Raw genomic sequence first — 19,846 nt, 5'->3', positions numbered from 1 at the left:
CCTCAATCCGCGGGCTCCTATCATCAGCTGAAACCCTTAACAGAGGAGATGGGCGTGAAGATCGGGATCGTCGGGGCCGGCGGCGTGGGTGGGTACTTCGGTGCCCGGCTGGCGGCGGCCGGGCAGGACGTCGCGTTCGTGGCTCGCGGCAAGCACCTGGAGGCGATCAGGTCGATCGGGCTTGTCGTGCACAGCCCGGCGGGGGATCTCCAGCTGCCGGTGCGCGCCACCGGCGACCCGGCCGAGCTCGGGGTGGTCGACTACGTGCTGATCTGCGTGAAGACCTGGCAGCTGCCCGACGCCATCGAGACGATCCGCCCGCTCGTCGGCCCGGACACCGCGATCGTCACGGTGCAGAACGGCGTCGAGGCGCCGGACCAGGTCGCGCAGGTGTACGGGCAGGACGCGGTACTGCCGGGGGCCGCCGAGGTGATCGCGTACGTCGAGGGTCCCGGCGTGATCCGGCACCTCGGTAACGGGAAGCTCAACGTCGGCGAATGGGCGAACGCGGCGAGCCCGCGGCTCGAGCGGCTTCGGGACGCGTTCGTCGGCGCCGGGTTGGAGGCCACGATCCCGGACGACATCTGGGCGGCCCTGTGGACGAAGTTCCTGTCGGTGGTCCCGACGGGCGGCCTCGGTACGGCGACCGACGCCGGATACGGCGTACTCCGCACCCAGCCCGCCACCCGGCAACTCCTCACCGAGGCCACCAGCGAGATCCGCGACCTGGCCCGCGGCCGCGGGATCCCGCTGGCCGCCGACGTGGTCGAACGCACCCTCGACTGGATCGACCAGCTCCCCGCCGACGGCACCACCTCGCTCCAGCGCGACCTGATCGCCGGCCGCCCGTCCGAACTCGACGCCTGGACGGGCGCGGTCGTACGCCTCGGCCGCGAGTCCCGCGTCCCCACCCCGATCAACACCCTCCTCTTCGAACTGGCCACCGCCCGCGTCCTTGCCAGCGGCAACTAGGGCACGCGCCTCCTCGCGACGGCGTGGGAGGCGGCGACGCACCCTAACCCTCGATCCGCGCGCGGATCCGGGCATCCGCTACGGGCCGTGTGGCGTACGTGCGCACCGCGGTGAACAACACGCACAACGTGACGCCGTAGATCGCGACGCCGAGCGGGAGCGCGCTGGTCGTGCTGAGTCCGATCATCACCACGGCCCAGCCGCCGGCCACGATCGCGGCGTACCGCTGCCAGCCGGTCCAGGACCGCAGTACGACGACCCCGGCCACCAGCAGGCCGATCGCGGTGAGTGCGACGCCGACGCCGAACAGCGCGCCGACCACCTGCGGCCCGGTGTCGGTGAGGCGCCGGTCGGCGATCGGGAGCGACAGCAGCTCGGCGACCAGCAGGACCAGCGTGCCGGCGCCGGCGATCGCGGCACCGATCCGGCCGGCGCGCGACGCCAGCGCGCGGAACAGGGCGACCATGCCGAGGAACACCAGCAGATGGAGTACGGCGTACCCGACCGAGACCGGTACGAACGCGCCGGTGCTCCACGGGTAGCTCCACTGCTGGTCGGAGATCGTGGACGCCGGCTTCACGAACGCCTCGACGGCGATCCCGGTCAGCGTGGTGATCGCGGCACCGATCAGGCCGATGCCGGACAGACTGCGGTTCATGGTTCCCCACCTTTCGAAGACAGTGGTTCGACGGTAGGAACGGGGCGTGGCCGTCCGCATCGGCAGCAGTACGGCGTTCGATGTAGGTGCCAGCACTGTTGGCGGGAGGGCGCGGCGCTGCCACGATGGTGCCGTGGGTGGGCGTCGGCCGGCGATCGCCGGGATGTTCGGGGTGAGCGTGCTCGCGGAGATCGCCGCGATCATCCTGTCGTGGCGGCTCGAGCCGGTCTACGACACGCTCCTGTACGTCCTGTTCAACCTGGCCACGGTCGGTGCCGGCGCGGTGATCGCGTGGCGGCGGCCGGAGAACGCGATCGGGTGGCTGTTCCTCGGCTTCGGCCTGCTGAACACGCTCGCCTCCGACCTCGCCCACGGATGGGGTCTCCGCGCGGCCGCGGAGGGGTGGCCGGGCGGCCCCGTCGGCGAGGCGATCTCGGCGGTCAGCTGGCTGCCGAGCGGGTACGGGTGGACGCTGACGTTCCTGCTGTTCCCGACCGGGCGGCTGCCGGGGCGGCGCTGGCGTCCGGTGCCGTGGGTGGGTGCCGCCGGATTGCTGGTCAGTGCGGCCGCGTGGGCGTTGAGTCCGGAACGAGGGCGGGACTTCGTGTCGGGACGAAATCCGATCGCGGTGGCCGGGCTGCCGACCGGGGTGCTGCTCGGGGTCGGGATGCCGCTGTTCCTGGGGGCGTTGCTCGCGGCGGTGGCGTCGTTGGCGGTGCGGTTCCGGCGGTCGGAGGGGCTGGAACGTCAACAGCTGAAGTGGTTTGTGCTCGCGGCGGTGGTTGCAGGGATTGCGTTGCCGACGAGCTTCGCGCTCTGGTACGCGAGTCCAGCGGCGGGGGTGATCGCGGCCGTCGCGCTGACCGGTCTGCCGTTGGCGGCGGGGGCGGCGATCCTGCGGTACCGGTTGTACGACGTGGACTTCGTGATCAGCCGGACGGTCGCGTACGCCGGGCTGACAGTGCTGCTGGTGGCGTCGTACGCCGTCGTGACCGTTGCCCTGGGCACCCTCCTTGGGCGTGGGTCGGGGTGGACGGTCGCTGTCGCGACGCTGGTGTGCGCGGTGCTGTTCTGGTCGCTGCGTGCACGGATCCAGGACGTGGTCGACCGCCGCTTCAACCGCTCGCGGTACGACGCCCTGCGCCGGATGACCGCGTTCCTGGACGACGTACGCGCCGGCCGCCGACCGCCGGAGGACGTCCGGACGGTCCTCCGCGAAATCCTCACCGACCCCACGCTCGAACTTCTCCTCTACCTCCCCGAGACCCGCCACTACGCCGACCTGGACGGCAATCCTCAGGCTGATATCGACGGACGGCAGCGGATCGCGATCGAGCGGGGGGATCAGCCGGTCGGGGTGGTCCTGTCGGACGGTTCGAGCCCGCTCGGGCCGGAGCTGGTACGGCAGGTGCTGGAACACGGCGGCCTGGCGGTCGAGATCGCCCGCCTCCGCGCCGAACTGAACCTCCAACTGACCGAGGTGAAAGCCTCCCGCGCCCGCATAGTCACCGCCGCCAACGCCGAACGCCGCCGCATCGAACGAGACCTCCACGACGGCGCCCAGCAACGCCTGGTCTCCATCGGCCTGGCCCTCCGCCACGCCCAGCACCAACTGGATTCCGGGCACGAAATTGCAACGGTTCAGAAGACGTTGGAGGGGGCCGTCGCGGAGGCGGCGGTGGCTATCGGGGAGTTGCGGGAGTTGGCGCGTGGGTTGCCGCCCGCGCAGTTGGATTCAGGGTTGGGGCCGGCGTGTGCGGAACTGGCGCGGCGGGCTCCGCTGCCGGTGTCGGTGCGGATGCCGGACCAGCGGTTCGACAGCGGCGTCGAGGCGGCGGCGTACTTCATCTGCTGCGAAGGCCTCACCAACGCCGTCAAGCACGCGTCCGCGACCCGCGTCGACCTGGTCGCCGCTCACGACCGCGACCACCTCCTCATCCGCGTCGTCGACGACGGCATCGGCGGCGCCGCACCCCGCGACGGCACCGGCCTCACCGGCCTCGCCGACCGGGTCGCCGCGCTCGGCGGCACCTTCCAGGTACAGAGCCGGCCAGGTACCGGTACGACCCTCGTCGCGGAGCTGCCATGCGACTCGTGACCACCGACGACCAGCCACCACCCCGCGAAGGGCTGCGGGTGGTGATCGCCGAGGATCAGGTGCTGCTGCGTGAAGGGCTCCGGATGTTGTTCGTCGACGGTGGGCATGAGGTCGTCGCGGCGCTCGGTGACGCGGACGCCCTGCCCGGCGCGGTCACGTCGTACGGCCCGGACCTCGTCGTCGCGGACATCCGGATGCCGCCGACGTACACCGACGAAGGTGCGCGGGCGGCGCAGGCGTTGAAGCGAGCGCACCCGGAGCTCGGCGTACTCCTGCTCTCACAACACATCGAGACGCAGTACGTCGTGGAACTCGTCTCGCTCGGCGGATTCGGCTACCTGCTGAAGGACCGGGTACTTGACGTGGCCGAGTTCCTCGCTGCCGCCGAGCGGGTCGCCCACGGCGGCTCGGCCCTGGACCCGCAGGTGGTCGCCGGACTGATGGCGCACCGCGACCCGCTGGCAACCCTGACCGACCGCGAACGCGGCGTACTCGCACTGATGGCCGAAGGCCTCACGAACACCGGCATCGCGAAGCGCCTCTACCTCAGCGAACGCACGGTCGAGGCGCACGTCCGCCACCTCTTCACCAAGCTCGACCTCCCCGAAACCGAAGACGGCCACCGCCGCGTCCTCGCCGTCCTCGCCCAGCTCAGCGCGGCGACTCCTCGAAGCCCAGCTCGCTGAGGATGTCGTCGACCGGGCGGCCGGGGGCAGCGGCGGTGACGAGGCCGCGGATGCAGGCGGTCATCACCATCCGGAAGTAGGCCTCGCCGCTGATGGCGGGGAGTTCGGCCTGCGCGCCGCCGAGTACGCCGTCGTTGGCGAGCAGGGCGTACACCTTCTCGAGCTCGCGCCGGTGCGAGCCCTCGAAGTACGGGCGATGGCGTTCCTCGGCAGCGCTCAGGTTGATGGCGAGCGCGGCGACCCCACCGGACAGCATCAGCGCGGCGCCGGGGCCGTACCCGCGCCGCCCGAGCGCCTCGACCGCCTCCCGCTGCAGCCGGATGCCGGCCTCGCCGCGCGGGAACAGCCCCTGCATGTAACCCGCCAGCCCCGGATGCCCGAGCACGAACTCGCGGATCTGCTGCGCGAACGACAGCAGATGGGCCTTGATCCCGTCCGCAGGATCGTCGACGATCTGCAGGTCGTGCAGTACCGCCTCGCCGACCAGCGCCTCGAGGCCGGCCTTGCCGTCGACGTGCCGGTAGAGGGCCGTCGGGCTGACGCCGAGCGCGGTCGCGACGCCGTTCACGGTCAGGTTGGGCAGGCCGAGCCGGAGCCCCTCGCGTTCGATGTCCGCGACCGTGATCTGTGCCTGGCGACCGCCGGTCTTCCGGCGGGGCGGATGCGCTGTCACAACCCTCCTCTGTTCGGGGCTGACCCCAAAGTTATGCTACTAACTTAGATCGACGCCGTCACCGACGGTGATCTGTTCTGTCCCTCACTCCTCAGGAGATCATGGTGAGCGCACCACGCCCCACCCGGCGCACGATGCTCAAGGCCGCCGGCGGGCTGACCGTCGCTGCCGGCCTCGGCGCCGGCACCATTCTGGCCACCTCCCTCGCCGCGAGCGCCGCGGACGACGGATTCGGCCTGCACATCACCGATCGCAACGAAAGCGATCCGCGGATGTGGTACTACCGCTTCCAGACCGCCGAGATCAGCTGGGCGCCGGCAGTGAACGTCCTGCTGCCGAGTGACTATCACACCAGCGGGCGCACGTACCCGGTGCTGTACCTGCTGCACGGCGGCCTGGGCGACTTCATGGAGTTCGACCACCACCACATCCGCGAGCTGACCGCCGACAAGCCGCTGATCGTCGTGATGCCCGACGGCGGCCACGCCGGCTGGTACTCGAACCCGGTGAGCAGCAACTCCGGCCCGCACAACTGGGAGAGCTTCCACCTCAACCAGCTGGTCCCGTGGGTGGACGCGAACTTCCGCACGTACGCCGAGTTCGCCGGCCGCGCCGTCGGCGGCTTCTCGATGGGCGGCTTCGGCGCGCTCAAGTACACCGCGAAGTACTACGGCCACTTCTCCTCGATCAGCGCGCACTCCGGCCCGCCGAGCCTGCGCCGCGACAACGGCCTGGTCGTGCACTGGGCGAACGTGTCGTCCGCGGCCGCCGACCTGGCCGGCGGGACGATCTACGGCGCCCCGCTCTGGGACGAGACCCGGGTCACCAACGACAACCCGATGCAGAACCTGGAGCGCTACCGCGGCAAGCGCATCTTCATGGTCGCCGGCACCAGTCCCGGCCCCGACCCGTTCGACCTCGCCAACGAGCGCGAGGTCCTGGCCGGCCAACGCGAGTTCAAGGCCGCCCTCGACGCCGCCAACATCCCGTACACCGCCCACGAGGACGGCGGCGGCCACGTAATCCGCGAAGACCGCCTCGCCGAAGACCTCACCGGCATCGTCGCCCACCTCAAGAAGGCCTGAGCCAGGTCAGAGCCTGGGTCGCGGACATCTGGCGGGGTATCCGCGACCCAGCGCGCTAGAGGCGCTTGGGTGCGCCTTTCAGCTCACCGATGACTACATCGAGGCCGAGGTACTCCTGCAGCATCTGCTTCAGATGTGGGCCCTCGATCAGCTGGATGCGACCGTGCTCGGCAGCGAAGTCGTGCGACTGCTTGCCGAACCAAGAGGTAGTGACGAGGACGCCACGGCTTGCCTTCAGTTGTCCCATTGTTCCGGCGAGGGCACGGACCGCCTCAGTCGACACCACGCCTCTGTAGCGCTTCGCCTGGATGATGCAGACGCCGCCCATGATTGGATCCTCGTTCACAGCGACCCCATCGACGCCGTCGTCGCGAGATGCCTGGGTGGACCATGCCTTCATCCCCATCGCCTCGAAGAGCTGCCGGACCAGGAACTCGAACTCGATCGGGTCGAGGTCGAGGAGGACCTGCCGGCTGTCCAGGCCCGCGGCGGCGTCGTGCGCGTCGATGATCTTGTACCGCGACAGGTCCGGGTCGAAGACAGGTTTGACAGCTTCGAGGTCCCAGGGATGCTTCGACACCAACGCGTTCAGGTGCCGTAGGCACTCACCGGGATCGAGCTCGCTCAGCACCAGGTCGCCGAACTGCTCGCGGGTGGTCATCAGGCTGACCAGGCAGGGCCGCTCCGGCCTGCCGGTGTCCTTGTTGCGGGTCGAGACGAAGGCGCTGACCGCGACTTCGGTCACCAGGTTCTTGTCGGCGACGTCGAACGCGTCGCGCATTGTTCGCAGTACGAGCTGGGCGACGAGATTGCTGTACCGCTGGTTGATCTCTCGCGGTGGACGCGCTTTCGTGCTGATCTCGTCCTTGGTGCGGACATACCTGTACTCGGCATCGGCCGGGATCGCATCAACGCCGGGAACGTCCAGTACGACCATCAATCGCCGATTGTCCGTCTGGTAGGCGACCTCGACCTCCGAAGGCAGACCGGCCGGCAGCGGGCGCGCCTCCAAGGTCATCTCGAGGTAGTCGTTGACCGCCTCGGGACGCCCATGCCGGTAAGCCTGTTCGAACGCATCCACCTTCGCGTTGGCGTCCTCGGCGCGTTGGCGGGCCGCCGCCACGTCGGCCCGATGTTTTCGCTCGGCCTGCTGACGCCGTTGGATGCGATTTGCCTCGTCGGCTCGATGCTGTTTCTCCGCCGCCGCGAATGCTGCCTGGCGTTCTGCCATCGTGCGCTCAACTGCCTGCTTCTTGAACATCCGCAGTATCGCGCTCGCGGGCGGAGGAGCGTAGTCGGTCCATGCGGGCGGTGCGGTCGGTACGCCGTCCGGTCCCGGGTCGAAGCGAGTGATCTCGGGTTGCTTGCGCAACGCCGCGAACGGGATTCGCGCTGAGGTCCTGAGTGATGTGGTCAGCAGGCCGTCGAGTTCGGCGAGGCGCTCGGCGAGGTCCTTGTTCAATGCCGCGGTCTCGGCCTGACGAGCCTGTGCGTAGCGTGCAGCGGCCTCTTTCGCGGCCTGCTTGTCGGCCTGTGCGCTTGCTTTCCGGGCGCGCTCGCGTTCGCGCTGTGCCTGGGCGATCAGTCGCTCGCACTCGCGCTGTTCGCGGGCAGCCTGCCGCAGCCGCAGATTCCGCTGATGCTCCATCTCCGCGAAGAAGCCCCGACGTCGTCCCATGCTGCCCCCAGCGACCCGATGGACACAGAAACCAGCCCTTCCTCACTCTAGGTGGTCGGCGGCTGGGTTGTCTCCGGGGCGGCGCGTCCGACTTGCCCGCTCATTCCTCAGCCAGGCGGCCGAGGAGATGGGCGAGGGTTTGCTGCTCGCTGGGGCTGAGACGGGACAGCTGGCTGACCATTACGTCGCGGCGTTTTTCGCGCAGGGTGGTGAGGATCTGGCGGCCGTTGGTGGTGAGGTCGACGAGGGTGGCGCGGCGGTCGTGGGGGTCGGGGTGGCGGGCTACCAGGCCGGCGGCCTCCAGGTCGTCGACGACCGAGGTGGCGGAGCGGGGGACGATGCCGAGGCGGGCGGCGAGTTCGCTCAGGCGGATCGGCTCGGCGGCGTGGTCCAGGGTGCGGAGGACGCGGAACTGGCCGTGCGTGACGTTCTCCCCGAACCCCTCCCGGGAGGCCCGGCGCTGGCGCCGGACGATGCCGTCCAGGAGCGCCGCGATCTGCTCGGCGGCGTCGTCGAGTTCGTCGGGCTCGCGCATGTGCAGAGCCTAGTTGCAGATCGCCCCGCGGCGCGGGTGCGGTGTGGAGCGCGCGTCGGGGTGGTTGGCCGGGGGTCCTCCGTGCAAGGGGCGCCATCGGTCGGTCGCGGGCATGCGGCTGGGGCGGAACCAGCGGGGTGGGAGGGAGCGCGGGGAGCAGGCGCGACGGAGGAGCGCCTGCTCCCCGCGCGTGGGCTCATCACATCTCCCCTCCGGGAACAAAACAGGGATCTTGTGAGGTTTGCTCATAGTGAGTTAACCTCAGTATATCTGGTCCCTGGCGAAAGGAACTGCATGTCGCAGCTTTCCGGCATCCCGGGCGGGGGCGGTGGGGGTGGACGCGCGATGCGTTCGCTGCTCAAGGACTCCTCGGTCCGGCATCACAAACTGTCGGCGGGCACGCTCCGCCGGATTCTCGGGTTCGCCCGTCCGTACCGCGGCTATCTGGCCGCCTTTCTCGTCCTGGTGGCGTTCGACGCCGGCACCGGCGCCGTCACCCCGTTGCTGTTCAAGGCGATCATCGACAAGGGCATCGTGCCCCGGCACGCGAACGTCGTCGTCTGGCTGGCGCTCGTGGTCGCCGTCCTCGCGCTCGCGAACGGCGCCATCACGCTCGGCGAGCGGTGGTTCTCCGCGCGGATCGGTGAAGGTCTCGTGTACGACCTCCGGACCGCGGTGTTCGACCACGTCCAGCAGTTGCCCGTCGCGTTCTTCAGCCGCACGCAGACCGGCGCCCTCATCCAGCGGCTGAACGGCGACGTACTCGGCGCGCAGCAGGCCTTCACGTCCACGCTCTCGAACGTCGTCAGCAACCTGCTCAGCGTCGTTCTCGTGCTCGCCGCGATGTTCGTGATGTCGTGGCAGATCACGCTGCTCGCGCTCGTCGTCCTGCCATTGTTCGTGATCCCGGCCCGGCTGCTCGCCGGAAAGTTGCGCGAGGCAACGGCGGATACGTACAAGCTGAACGCCACGATGGCGCAGACCATGACCGAGCGGTTCAACGTCGCCGGCGCGGTGCTCGCCAAGGTCTTCGGCCGCACCCAGGACTCGTCGCGGGACTTCGCCGGCAAGGCCGCCCGGGTCCGCGACATCGGCGTCACCACCGCGATGTACGCCAGCGTGTTCCGGGTCTCGCTGACGTTGGTCGCCGCGCTCGCGGTCGCGCTCGTGTACGGCGTCGGCGGCGTACTCGCGGTCGCCGGGACGCTCGGGATCGGCACGGTCGTCGCGTTGACGGCGTACCTGAACCGGCTCTACGGGCCGCTCACCGCGCTGTCCAACATCCAGGTCGACGTGATGACCACGCTGGTCAGCTTCGAGCGGGTGCTCGAGGTGCTGGACCTCCCGCCGATGGTTGCCGACCGCAAGGACGCGAAGGTGCTGCCGGCAACGGCCGAGCCGTCGATCGAGTTCGACCACGTGTCGTTCCACTACCCGTCCGCCGAAGAGGTGTCGCTGGCCTCGCTCGAGTCCGTCGCGACGCTGTCCGCGGAGACCGGGGACGAGGTCCTGAAGGACGTCACGTTCACCGTCGAGCCCGGGCAGCTGGTCGCGGTCGTCGGCCCGTCCGGCGCCGGCAAGTCCACGCTCTCGTCGCTCGTCTCCCGGATGTACGACGCCACCGGCGGCGCCGTGCTGGTCGGCGGGTACGACGTACGCGAGGTCACCCAGAGCTCGCTGCGTGCGGCGATCGGGGTGGTCACGCAGGACTCGCACCTGTACCACGACACGATCCGCGCGAACCTGCAGCTGGCCCGGCCGGACGCGACCGACGCGGAACTGCACGAGGCGCTCGAGGCCGCGCAGATCGCGACGCTCGTCGACAGCCTGCCCGACGGGCTGGACACCGTGGTCGGCGACCGTGGGTACCGGCTGTCCGGCGGCGAACGGCAGCGGCTGGCGATCGCGCGGCTGCTGCTCAAGTCGCCGTCGATCGTGATCCTCGACGAGGCGACCGCGCACCTGGACTCCGAATCGGAGGCCGCGGTCCAGACCGCGCTCGCGAACGCGCTGGTCGGCCGTACGTCGCTGGTGATCGCGCACCGGCTCTCGACGATCCGCAACGCCGACGTGATCCTGGTGCTCGACGACGGGCGGATCCAGCAGCGCGGCACGCACGACGAGCTGCTCGCGCAGGGCGGGCTGTACGCCGACCTGTACGCGACCCAGTTCGCCAAGGCGGCGTGAGTCGTCGCTGACCAGTACCCGGACCCCAGGTCGCGGGCGGGACCGCGGCCGGGGGAGGATTCCGGCTATGAGAGATCGGATGACTGCCACCGAGCTGACGTATGACGCTCCCGCCGCGAGCTGGCTGGAGGCGCTGCCGCTCGGCAACGGCCGGATCGGGGCGATGTGGTTCGGCGGTACCGGGCGGGACCGGATCGCGCTGAACGACGAGACCTGCTGGTCGGGGAGCCCGGCGACCACGCGGCGGCTGTCGACGCCGAACGGGGAGGTCGGCGCGGCCGCGGTCGAGCGGGTGCGGGAGGCGCTGGCGCGCGGGGACGTGCGGGCGGCGGAGGAGCTCGCGGGCGGGTTCCAAAGTGGGCACTCGCAGGCGTATCTGCCGTTGGGTGATCTAGTGCTGGACTTCGCGCGCGGCGGCGCGGTCGCGGGGTATCGGCGACGCCTGGATCTGGACGAGGCGGTCGCGCGGGCGGAGTACACGATCGACGGGGTTGAGGTCTGGCAGGAGGTCTACGTGAGTGCGCCGGCCGGGGCATTGATCCTACGTCTCGGCGCTTCGCAGCCGGTCTCGGTGCGCCTCAGTCTCACCTCGCAGCTCCGGTCGACCACTGAGGCTCTCGGCGACAACGGCCTCGCCCTGCTCGCCACCTGCCCGTCCTCGGTCGCCCCGCCCCACAAGGGCACCGGCGAGCCGATCCAATACTCCGACGGCGAAGACAGCGGCATGAACGCTGCCGTCGTACTGCGTGCCCACACCGACGGCACGCTCACCCCGTCACCCGACAACCTGACCATCACCAACGCGACGGACCTCCTGGTAGTCCTCTCCACCGCGACGGGCTACGAGGACCCGCACACGACGCCGACCCGTTCGTCCGAAGCATGCCGTGAACTGGCGGACACCGCCGTACGCGCGGCCCTCGACGAGGCGGACACGCTGCGGGCGGAACATGCACGCGACTACCAGGAACTGTTCCGGCGGTCCGTGCTCGTCCTGCCTTCCGGGGTGGAGTTGACGACGGACCGGCGGCTGATGGAGGCGGGGGACGATCCGGGGCTGGCGGCGTTGATCTACAACTTTGGGCGTTATCTGATGATTGCGAGTTCGCGGCCCGGGGGACTGCCGACGAACTTGCAAGGGATCTGGAACGAGCATCTCCAGCCGCCGTGGAGCAGTAACTACACGGTGAACATCAACACCGAGATGAACTACTGGCCCGCCGAGACCACGTCCCTTTCGGAGTGTCACGAGCCGCTGCTCACCTACGTCAAGAACCTCGCCCACGCAGGCAAAAGCACAGCACAGCACCTGTACGGCGCCAACGGCTGGGCCGCGCATCACAACGCCGACGCGTGGTGCTGGACCGCCCCCGTGGACGGCAACCCGAAGTGGGCGAACTGGCCGATGGCGGGCATCTGGATGTGCCGCCACCTCTGGGACCACTACGCGTTCACCGGCGACCGCGAGTACCTGAGCGACGTCTGGCCGACCCTCCGAGGCGCCGCCGAGTTCGCGATGGACTGGTTGGTCGAGCTTCCCGACGGCACCCTCGGCACCGCGCCGTCCACGTCGCCGGAGAACGAGTTCATCGCCCCGGACGGCAAGCCGGCCTCGGTCACCACCTCGTCCACGATGGACCTGTCGCTGATCGCGGACCTCTTCGACCGCTGCGCCCACGCGGCCGCCGTACTGGACCTCACCGACCCGCTCGTCGACGCCCTCCAGGCCGCCCGCAAACGCATCCCCGACCCCAGGATCGGCGCCCGGGGCCAACTCCAGGAATGGCGCGACGACCTGGCGGAAGCCGAGCCGCAGCACCGCCACACCTCGCACCTGATCGGCCTGCACCCCGGCGACCAGATCACCCCGGACGGTACGCCGGACCTCGCCGCGGCCGCCGCCCGTACCCTGGAACTCCGTGGCGACAAGAGCACCGGCTGGTCGCTGGCGTGGCGGATCTCCTTGTGGGCAAGGCTTCGCGACGGCGCCGCCGCGCACCGCCTGGTCCGCGAACTGCTCACCCCGGCCGGCGACTCCGGCACCGACTACGTGGGCGACGGCTCCGGGCTGTACCCGAACCTGTTCTGCGCCCACCCGCCGTTCCAGATCGACGGCAACTTCGGTGCCACCGCGGGCATCGCCGAGATGCTCCTGCAGAGCCACACCGGCGAGCTCGAGGTCTTCCCCGCGCTCTCGGAAGCCTGGCCGGCCGGCGAGATCACCGGGCTGCGCGCCCGCGGCGGCATCGCGGTCGACCTCACCTGGTCCACAACCAAGGCAACCGCGGTACTGACCGCCGTCCGCGACACAACAGTCGTCGTCAGGCATGGAGCACGCCGCGAGGAGGTGTCCCTGACCGCGAACGCGCCGTACACCTGGACAATCAGGGGATGAGATTCGTCATCGGGGTCGACATCGGGACCGGCAGTACGAAGGCCGTTCGCTGCACGCTCGACGGTGACGTGGTCGCGGTCGCCCGCCGCGACCACGCGCCGAGCCTGCCGCGGCCGGGCTGGGCCGAGATGGACCCCGAATGCGACTGGTGGGGCGACGTCGTGCAGGTCCTGGCCGAGCTGGACCCCACCGACGTCGTCGCGGTCTGCGTCTCTGGCCTCGGCCCGTGCGTCGTGCAGACCGACGACGACCTCCGCCCGCGGCGCCCGGCGATCCTGTACGGCGTCGACACCCGGTCGACCCGGGAGATCGCCGAGATCACCGACCTGCTCGGCGCCGACGCGATCCTCGAACGCTGCGGGAAAGACCTGTCCAGCCAGGCGATCGGCCCGAAACTCGCCTGGCTGCAGCGGGAGGCCGGCGACGCGTGGCGCCCGCGGGACCGCTGGTTCAGCGCCCACACGTACGTTGTCGCCCACCTGACCGGCGAGTGGATCCTCGACCACCACACGGCCAGCCAGTGCGACCCGTTCTACGACATCCACCGCCAGGACTGGGCCACCGACTGGGTCGAGCAGGTCCTCCCGGGCCTCGCCCTGCCCCGGCTGGTCTGGCCGTCCGAGCAGATCGGCACCGTACGCCGGGACGCCGCGGCGCAGACGGGCCTCGCCGAGGGTACGCCGGTCGTCGCGGGCACCGTCGACGCCTGGGCGGAGGCGTTCAGCGTCGGCGTCCGCCGCCCGGGCGACCTGATGCTGATGTACGGCTCGACGATGTTCTTCGTCCAAGTGTTGGCCGCCCCAACGAGTGCCCGCGGACTCTGGACCACGTCCGGCGTCGAACCCGGCTCGCACACGCTGGCCGCCGGTATGGCGACCTCCGGCACCATCACCACCTGGCTGCAGGACCTCACCGGCGGGGTCCCGTTCGACACCCTCCTGGCCGAGGCAGCCGCCGTACCACCGGGAAGCGAGGGCCTGGTCCTCCTCCCGTACTTCAGCGGCGAACGCACCCCGATCTACGACCCGCTCGCGCGCGGCGTGATCGCCGGCCTCACCCTCCGCCACCAGCGCGGTCACCTGTTGCGCGCGACGTACGAGGGAATCGCCTGCGGCGTACGGCAGATCCTCGACGTCTTCGGCACGGCGGAACGCGTCGTCGCAGTCGGCGGCGGCACACAGGGCGGCCTGTGGACACAGATCGTCAGCGATGTCGCGGGTATCCGGCAAACCGTTCCACAGCAGACGATCGGCGCCTCGTACGGCGACGCGCTGCTCGCCGCGATCGGCGTCGGCGCGGTCCCCCCGACCACGGACTGGACCCGGCCGGACCACGTCGTCGTACCCGACCCGGCCACGGCACCGACGTACGAGACCCTCTTCCACGCCTACTCCGAGCTTTATCCAGTTACCCGCGAGCTGGTCCACCGTCTAGCCTCGGCGGGTGGATGACTGGGAATGGGACGAGACGTTGTACGCCGGCAGTGCGCAGCACTATGCGGTCGGCCGGATGGCGTACCCGGTGGCGCTGGGCGAGGCGCTCCGGGACGAACTGCGGCTGAACGGTAGAGGCCGACTGCTCGACGTCGGCTGCGGCCCGGGACCGGTGACGCTGCTGCTGGCGCCGTACTTCGCGGAGGCGGTGGGGGTCGACGCGGACGCCGACATGCTCGACGTGGCGGCGGCGCGGGCCGCGGAGACCGGCGTACGGAACACCAAATGGCGGCAGTTGCGCGCCGAGGAACTGCCCGCGGACCTCGGGACGTTCGACGTGGTGACGTTCGCGCAGTCGTTCCACTGGATGGATCAGGCGCTGGTTGCCAGGTCGGTCCGGGGGATGCTCGCGGACGGTGGAGCGTGGGTACACGTTGGCGCGACCACGCACCGGGGCGTCGACGGGGACGAGGAGCTGCCGCATCCGCGGCCGCCGTGGTCCGCGATCGACGAGCTGGTGACCCGCTACCTCGGTCCGGTACGGCGGGCCGGCCGGAGCGCGCTGCCGACGGGCACGCGGGGTGGTGAGGAGGACGTGATGCGGGCCGCCGGGTACGCCGGTCCGACCAGGCTGGTCGTCGGCGGGGACGAGGTCGAGGACCGGACCGTCGACGACGTGGTCGCGGCGGTGTTCTCGTTGTCGAGCTCGACACCGCACCAGTTCGGCCCGGACCGGCCGGCCTTCGAGGCCGACCTGCGCGAGCTGCTCACGAAGACCACCGACAACGGACTGTTCGCGGAACAGCGCCGCGAGATCGAAGCCGTGATCTGGCGCTGAGCGCCGACTGAGAGCCGGCCGCGATTCAGCTGAGAGCGCGGCCGGACACGCGGCGGCCGCGGCGAGATCGCCGCGGCCGCAGAGTGTGCTGCGTCAGGACTGGTTGTTGTCCTGGTTGTCGCCCTGGCCGCCGAGCTGGTCCCGGGCGAAGTTCTCGCCCTGCTCGATCTGGTCCCCGAACTTGTTGCCGGTCTTCTCGTTCAGGAACTCACCGGCCTTCTCCAGGCCCTGGTTGACCTGGTCCGGGTGCTCCTTGGCCAGTTCTTCGGCCTTGTCCTTCAGTTCGTCGAACAAACCCATCGTCTTTCCCCGTTCCTCGATGGTTGCCTTCCACTACCTAGCCCGTCTTACCCGATCCGGTGGATTCCACACAAGGACTCGCCGGGGGTTGGCGAAGCGTTCATCCGGTAAACGGATTCCGGTCCGCCTGCAGCGCCGGAAGTACGCTTCCGGCGAACACGCCGTACAGGTGCCGCTGGAACATCGGGCCGAAGCTGACCCGGGCCACGCCGCGGCCGGCGTAGTCGGCGACCGAGTGGGCGCCCTGCCCGTACGCGACGTTCACCGGGCCGTCGAGCCGGGTGGTCAGCGAGCCGATCACGTCGAGGTCGCCGACCCCGATCGGATACACACAGTCAGCGCCGGCGGCCAGGTATTTCGTACCGCGATCGATAGCTGTCCGTAACTGTTCTGCCGCCGTACCGGCCTTGCGGATGAAGACGTCGATCCGGGCGTTGATCACCAGGGCGTCACCGGCCGCGGCCCGTACGGCGGCCAGGAAATCGGCCTGTTCCGCCGGGTCGACCATCGCCCCGGAGGCCGGGTCGGAGTCCTCCAGGTTGAGGCCGACGGCGCCGGTGGCGAGGAACCGCTCGACGAGTTCGGCGGGCTTCAACGAGTACCCGCGCTCGAAGTCGACCGTCACCGGGACCTGGACCGACCGGGCGATCCCGGCCGCGGCGGCGAGTACGTCGGCCACCGGCGCGTGCTCGCCGTCGTCGTACCCGAGGACCGCGGCGGTCGCGTTGCTGCTGGTCGCGACCGCGGCGAACCCGGCCTGCTCGACCAGTCGCGCCGAGGCGGCGTCCCAGGCGTTGGGTACCACCAACGGCGTACCGGGGACGTGCAGGTCTCGCAAAGTAGTTGCCAAGGACATCAGGATCTCCCACAGATCAAAGGCAGCCCGAAGGCCGGGAACAGAGCAGGTTGGTGGAACGCGAGCACTGCCGAGACCGCGTTCTTCGTGAGCGTCAGCACCTTCACCGAGTGCGCGTGGAACTGGTCGTTGGCGCCGCGGATGTACATCGCGAAGGCCGGCTGCCCGTTCGCCGAGGTGGCGACCAGCCGGCGCCGGCCCGGACCCGGGCGGAGCTTCGAGTCGAGCAGCCGCAGTACGTCGGCCCGCCCGCTGAACCAGGTCGGGATCGGCGGCATCTCCCAGCGGGCGTCCGCGGTGAACAACCCTTCGAGGAGTACGAGGTCCTTGCTCTCCATCGCGGCCTGGAACTGGTCCAGCAACGCCCGCCGCAGCGGCTCGTCCGGTTCGCTCAGCTCGTCCTCGCGCGGCCGCAGCCGGGCGAGCTCGGCCCGGGCCCGCTGCAGCGAGCTGTTCACCGCGGCGGTCGTTGTGTCGAGCAACGACGCGACGTCGGCGGCCGGCCAGGTGAGCACCTCGCGGAGGATCAGTACGGCGCGTTGCCGTGGCGGCAGGTGCTGCATGGCGGCGACCATCGCGAGCCGCAGACTCGCCTGGTCGCCGACCACGGTGGCCGGGTCGGCCCCGAGCAGCTGGTCCGGGAACGGCTCCAGCCACGGCACCTCGAGCGCCTGGGCGTGGATGTCCTCCGGATCGTTGCCCGGGGCACCCAGCGCCGACGGGACGACCCGCCGGCTGCTGTGCTGCAGGAGGTTCAGGCACACGTTGGTGGCGATCCGGTACAGCCAGGTCCGGACCGACGAACGGTGCTCGAAGTCCGCGTGACCGCGCCAGGCGCGCAGGTAGGTCTCCTGTACGGCGTCCTCCGCGTCGTGCAGCGAGCCGAGCATCCGGTAGCAGTGCGCGACCAGCTCGCCCCGATGCTCCGCGAACTCCTCCTCGAGGTTCATCGGACTCCTTCCACCACCTTCGCCTCGGCCGGCCGGGTTGCCCGGGCACGGGCCGCGAGTGCGAGGCCCGACAGCGCCGCGAGCAACGACAGTACGCCGGAACCCGCGAGTGCCCGGGTGAAGCCGTGACCGGTGTAGCCGCCGGCGGCCGCGAACACCGAGCCGAGGACCGCGACCCCGGCCACGCCGCCGAGCTGGCGGTTCATGCTGTAGACGCCGGACGCGATCCCGACCGATTCCCTTGGCAGCGCGGACATCGCCGCGCTCTGCGCCGCCGGCATCGCGAGCGAGATCCCGGACCCGGTCACCATCAGCGGTACGACGAGCTCCCAGTAGTGGCTGGTGCCGCGGCTGACCCAGAACATGCCGGCCGCCTGCAACGTCATACCGATGACGACCAGTGGGCGTTCGCCGACCCGGTCGACCAGGCGTCCCGCGATCGGCCCGATCACGAACAGCGTCGCCGTCCACGGCAGCAGTTGCAGCCCGGCCTTCAGCGGCGCCGACCCGAGCACGACCTGCATGTACTGCGAGAGGAAGAACACCGCGCTGAACAGCGCCGCGCTGAGGAAGAAACCGGCCGAGTTCGCCGCGGTGAACGTCCGGTTCCGGAAGAACGTGAGCGGGACCATCGCATGGTCCGTACGGCGTTCCCAGAGCCCGAAGGCGATCAGCATCACGACACCGATCGCGAACGCGGACAGTACTTCGGCGCTCGTCCAGCCCTGCGACTCACCACGCACCGTGCCCCAGACCAGTCCGAGTACGGCGAGGCTGATCAGCACCGCGCCGACCAGGTCGAGCCGCCGGGCCGGGCCGGTGCTCTCCGGGACCTTCGTGAGCACGAGCGCGATCGCCAGCACGCCGATCGGCACGTTGATCCAGAAGATCCACTGCCAGGACAGCCCCTCGGTGACCGCGCCGCCGATCAGCGGACCGCCGAGTACGGCGATCCCGGTCACGCCGCTGAACACCCCGATCGCGCGACCCCGCCGCTCCGGCGGGAACGCCGCTCCGAGCAGACTCATCGCCAACGGCATCACGAACGCCGCACCGGCCCCCTGCACCGTCCGCGCGACGATCAGGAACGGCAGCGAGGTCGCCAGCGCACAGGCGACCGACGCGGCGGTGAACAGGGCCAGGCCGGCCGCATAGGTACGCCGCCGCCCCAGGCGGTCGCCGATCGCGGCGGCCGTCATCAGAAGCATCGCAAAACTCAACGCATACGAGTTGACCGTCCACTCCAGCTGCTCGGCGGTCGCACCGAGATCAGCCCGAATCGTCGTCAGCGCCGCGGCCACCACCAGGGTGTCCAACGCCACCATGAACGAACCGAGCGAGGTCAACCCCAAAACCCATCGTTCTCGCACAAGGCCCTCCAGGAATTGCTGTCATTCCTGTAGACCGCCGAGACCCCCCGAACTCATCGCTGCGATGACCACGAGTTCGGCTCCTGGCAAGCTGCGCCGTCTTGATCAGCGCAGGTGCGTGATCACGCCGGCGGCGATTTCCGGCATGACGGCGCAGTTCACGGTGCGTCCGTCGATCGGGCCGGTGACGTTGTAGTCGACGACCGCGTGCTGGCCCTCGTGGGTGTCGATCACGACCTCGCAGGTCGGCCGAACCCGCATCCGCGCCCCGGACCAGGCCGGGAGTCCGCCGACCTCGATTTCCTTCGGTTCGGCGTCGCTGAAGATCGTCGTGTCGTAGACGCTTTGCTGGTACACGATCACGGTGAGCGAATACGGCGGCTGACGGTATGCCCAGGTGCAGACCAGGGTGCGGGTCTTGCCGAGCCACTCCGTGACTGGCTTTCCCTTCTTCACCTGCCACCTCTCGACCGGGACCCGATCGAGCGCGGTGCAGTCCCGGACCGTCGAAAGGTCGAGTGCTCCGGCCCGTGGGCGTGGGGATGGGACCCATGACCCCCGGGTCCGGCTGGGGCTGGCCGGCGGTTCGCTGGGGCTCGCCGACGAAACCGGCGTTTCGGCAGGCTGACTGAACGTCGGCTGTTCGATCGGTTTCACCTCGGGCGCCGTCACCGCCAGCTCCGAGTACTCAGCGTTCGGTGCGGGCCTCGATCTGGATGAGGGTTTGCTGGCCGGCGGCGACGAGGGTGCGGGTGGTGGGGGTGACGCCGAAGACCTCGAGGTGGCAGATGGTGAGGGTGCGGCCGGGCTTGATGACGGTGCCGACCGCTTCGAGGTGGTCGCCCTCGGCAGGGGCCAGGAGGTTGATCTTGAACTCGACGGTGAGGACCGACGTACCTTCGGGGAACAGGGTGAACGCGGCGTACCCGCCGGCGCTGTCGGCGATCGAGCTGGTCGCGCCGGCGTGGAAGTAGCCGTGCTGCTGGGTGACCTCGGGCCGGCTGGGCAGCTGGATGTGCACCTCGCCGGCGCCGATGTACGAGATCCGGGCGCCGAGATGCTCCATCAGCCCCTGGCGATCGAAACTGGCCTGCACCCGCTCGCGTACCTCCGCCGTCACCATGGCGGGAGA

At 70.0% G+C, this 19,846-nt stretch carries 18 protein-coding genes; 8 read left to right on the top strand and 10 right to left on the bottom strand.

Annotated elements, in window-relative coordinates:
* The first annotated feature begins 54 nt into the window (after positions 1 to 54).
* On the top strand, positions 55 to 972 hold the full coding sequence (locus tag ACQHIV_RS20185) for a 2-dehydropantoate 2-reductase (protein WP_427896252.1): 918 nt from the start codon (positions 55 to 57) through the stop codon (positions 970 to 972).
* Between the two features lie 43 nt (positions 973 to 1,015).
* Here the strand turns inward: ACQHIV_RS20185 and ACQHIV_RS20180 are convergent, their stop codons facing one another.
* A complete protein-coding gene (locus ACQHIV_RS20180; RefSeq protein WP_427896251.1) occupies positions 1,016 to 1,630 on the bottom strand; it encodes a hypothetical protein in 615 nt (204 codons plus the stop codon).
* A 133-nt stretch (positions 1,631 to 1,763) separates the two neighbouring features.
* Here ACQHIV_RS20180 and ACQHIV_RS20175 point away from each other — a divergent pair, with 133 nt between their 5' ends.
* Complete coding sequence (locus ACQHIV_RS20175; protein WP_427896250.1) at positions 1,764 to 3,728, top strand: sensor histidine kinase; 1,965 nt, start codon at positions 1,764 to 1,766, stop codon at positions 3,726 to 3,728.
* Entirely contained in the window at positions 3,716 to 4,414 is a 699-nt protein-coding gene (locus ACQHIV_RS20170) for a LuxR C-terminal-related transcriptional regulator (protein WP_427896249.1), read from the top strand. The genes ACQHIV_RS20175 and ACQHIV_RS20170 overlap by 13 nt, the downstream gene beginning before the upstream one ends.
* Here ACQHIV_RS20170 and ACQHIV_RS20165 read toward each other — a convergent pair.
* Positions 4,380 to 5,087, bottom strand: coding sequence for a TetR/AcrR family transcriptional regulator (locus tag ACQHIV_RS20165; protein ID WP_427896248.1), 708 nt, complete (start codon positions 5,085 to 5,087; stop codon positions 4,380 to 4,382). The genes ACQHIV_RS20170 and ACQHIV_RS20165 overlap by 35 nt on opposite strands.
* 104 nt (positions 5,088 to 5,191) lie before the next feature.
* Here ACQHIV_RS20165 and ACQHIV_RS20160 point away from each other — a divergent pair, with 104 nt between their 5' ends.
* Complete coding sequence (locus tag ACQHIV_RS20160) at positions 5,192 to 6,172, top strand: alpha/beta hydrolase (protein ID WP_427896247.1); 981 nt, start codon at positions 5,192 to 5,194, stop codon at positions 6,170 to 6,172.
* A gap of 55 nt (positions 6,173 to 6,227) precedes the next feature.
* Here the strand turns inward: ACQHIV_RS20160 and ACQHIV_RS20155 are convergent, their stop codons facing one another.
* Positions 6,228 to 7,820 carry a restriction endonuclease gene (locus ACQHIV_RS20155; protein ID WP_427896246.1) on the bottom strand — a complete coding sequence of 531 codons (1,593 nt, stop codon included), beginning with the start codon at positions 7,818 to 7,820 and terminating at the stop codon, positions 6,228 to 6,230.
* A 130-nt stretch (positions 7,821 to 7,950) separates the two neighbouring features.
* A complete protein-coding gene (locus tag ACQHIV_RS20150; RefSeq protein WP_427896245.1) occupies positions 7,951 to 8,385 on the bottom strand; it encodes a MarR family winged helix-turn-helix transcriptional regulator in 435 nt (144 codons plus the stop codon).
* 294 nt (positions 8,386 to 8,679) lie between these two features.
* On the opposite strand from ACQHIV_RS20150, the gene ACQHIV_RS20145 reads away from it, so the two are divergent.
* The 4 genes from ACQHIV_RS20145 to ACQHIV_RS20130 all read left to right on the top strand — a co-directional run bounded on the left by ACQHIV_RS20145 (position 8,680) and on the right by ACQHIV_RS20130 (position 15,238).
* Complete coding sequence (locus tag ACQHIV_RS20145; protein ID WP_427896244.1) at positions 8,680 to 10,572, top strand: ABC transporter ATP-binding protein; 1,893 nt, start codon at positions 8,680 to 8,682, stop codon at positions 10,570 to 10,572.
* Between the two features lie 67 nt (positions 10,573 to 10,639).
* Complete coding sequence (locus tag ACQHIV_RS20140; protein ID WP_427896243.1) at positions 10,640 to 12,967, top strand: glycosyl hydrolase family 95 catalytic domain-containing protein; 2,328 nt, start codon at positions 10,640 to 10,642, stop codon at positions 12,965 to 12,967.
* Complete coding sequence (locus tag ACQHIV_RS20135) at positions 12,964 to 14,418, top strand: FGGY-family carbohydrate kinase (protein ID WP_427896242.1); 1,455 nt, start codon at positions 12,964 to 12,966, stop codon at positions 14,416 to 14,418. Before ACQHIV_RS20140 ends, ACQHIV_RS20135 begins: the two co-directional genes overlap by 4 nt.
* Positions 14,411 to 15,238: a class I SAM-dependent methyltransferase gene (locus ACQHIV_RS20130; RefSeq protein WP_427896241.1), complete on the top strand. Its 828-nt coding sequence runs from the start codon at positions 14,411 to 14,413 to the stop codon at positions 15,236 to 15,238. The genes ACQHIV_RS20135 and ACQHIV_RS20130 overlap by 8 nt, the downstream gene beginning before the upstream one ends.
* A 93-nt stretch (positions 15,239 to 15,331) precedes the next feature.
* Here ACQHIV_RS20130 and ACQHIV_RS20125 read toward each other — a convergent pair whose 3' ends face one another.
* From ACQHIV_RS20125 to ACQHIV_RS20100, 6 genes are all read right to left on the bottom strand, one after another.
* Positions 15,332 to 15,538, bottom strand: coding sequence for an antitoxin (locus ACQHIV_RS20125; protein ID WP_427896240.1), 207 nt, complete (start codon positions 15,536 to 15,538; stop codon positions 15,332 to 15,334).
* 100 nt (positions 15,539 to 15,638) lie between these two features.
* Positions 15,639 to 16,394: an isocitrate lyase/PEP mutase family protein gene (locus ACQHIV_RS20120; protein ID WP_427896239.1), complete on the bottom strand. Its 756-nt coding sequence runs from the start codon at positions 16,392 to 16,394 to the stop codon at positions 15,639 to 15,641.
* On the bottom strand, positions 16,394 to 17,344 hold the full coding sequence (locus ACQHIV_RS20115) for a sigma-70 family RNA polymerase sigma factor (RefSeq protein WP_427896238.1): 951 nt from the start codon (positions 17,342 to 17,344) through the stop codon (positions 16,394 to 16,396). The genes ACQHIV_RS20120 and ACQHIV_RS20115 overlap by 1 nt, the downstream gene beginning before the upstream one ends.
* The gene (locus ACQHIV_RS20110; RefSeq protein WP_427896237.1) at positions 17,341 to 18,669 is read right to left on the bottom strand and encodes a DHA2 family efflux MFS transporter permease subunit; all 1,329 of its coding nucleotides are present in this window, start codon (positions 18,667 to 18,669) and stop codon (positions 17,341 to 17,343) included. The genes ACQHIV_RS20115 and ACQHIV_RS20110 overlap by 4 nt, the downstream gene beginning before the upstream one ends.
* Positions 18,670 to 18,819: 150 nt before the next feature.
* Positions 18,820 to 19,371: a DUF3558 family protein gene (locus ACQHIV_RS20105; RefSeq protein WP_427896529.1), complete on the bottom strand. Its 552-nt coding sequence runs from the start codon at positions 19,369 to 19,371 to the stop codon at positions 18,820 to 18,822.
* A 31-nt stretch (positions 19,372 to 19,402) separates the two neighbouring features.
* Positions 19,403 to 19,837 carry a PaaI family thioesterase gene (locus tag ACQHIV_RS20100; RefSeq protein ID WP_427896236.1) on the bottom strand — a complete coding sequence of 145 codons (435 nt, stop codon included), beginning with the start codon at positions 19,835 to 19,837 and terminating at the stop codon, positions 19,403 to 19,405.
* Positions 19,838 to 19,846: the final 9 nt, after the last annotated feature.

Origin of the sequence: Kribbella polygonati, assembly GCF_050320105.1 — a bacterium.
In the GTDB taxonomy this organism is placed as follows: domain Bacteria; phylum Actinomycetota; class Actinomycetes; order Propionibacteriales; family Kribbellaceae; genus Kribbella.
Note: the sequence above shows the minus strand (reverse complement) of the source record. Positions and strands in the feature narration are given on the sequence as shown.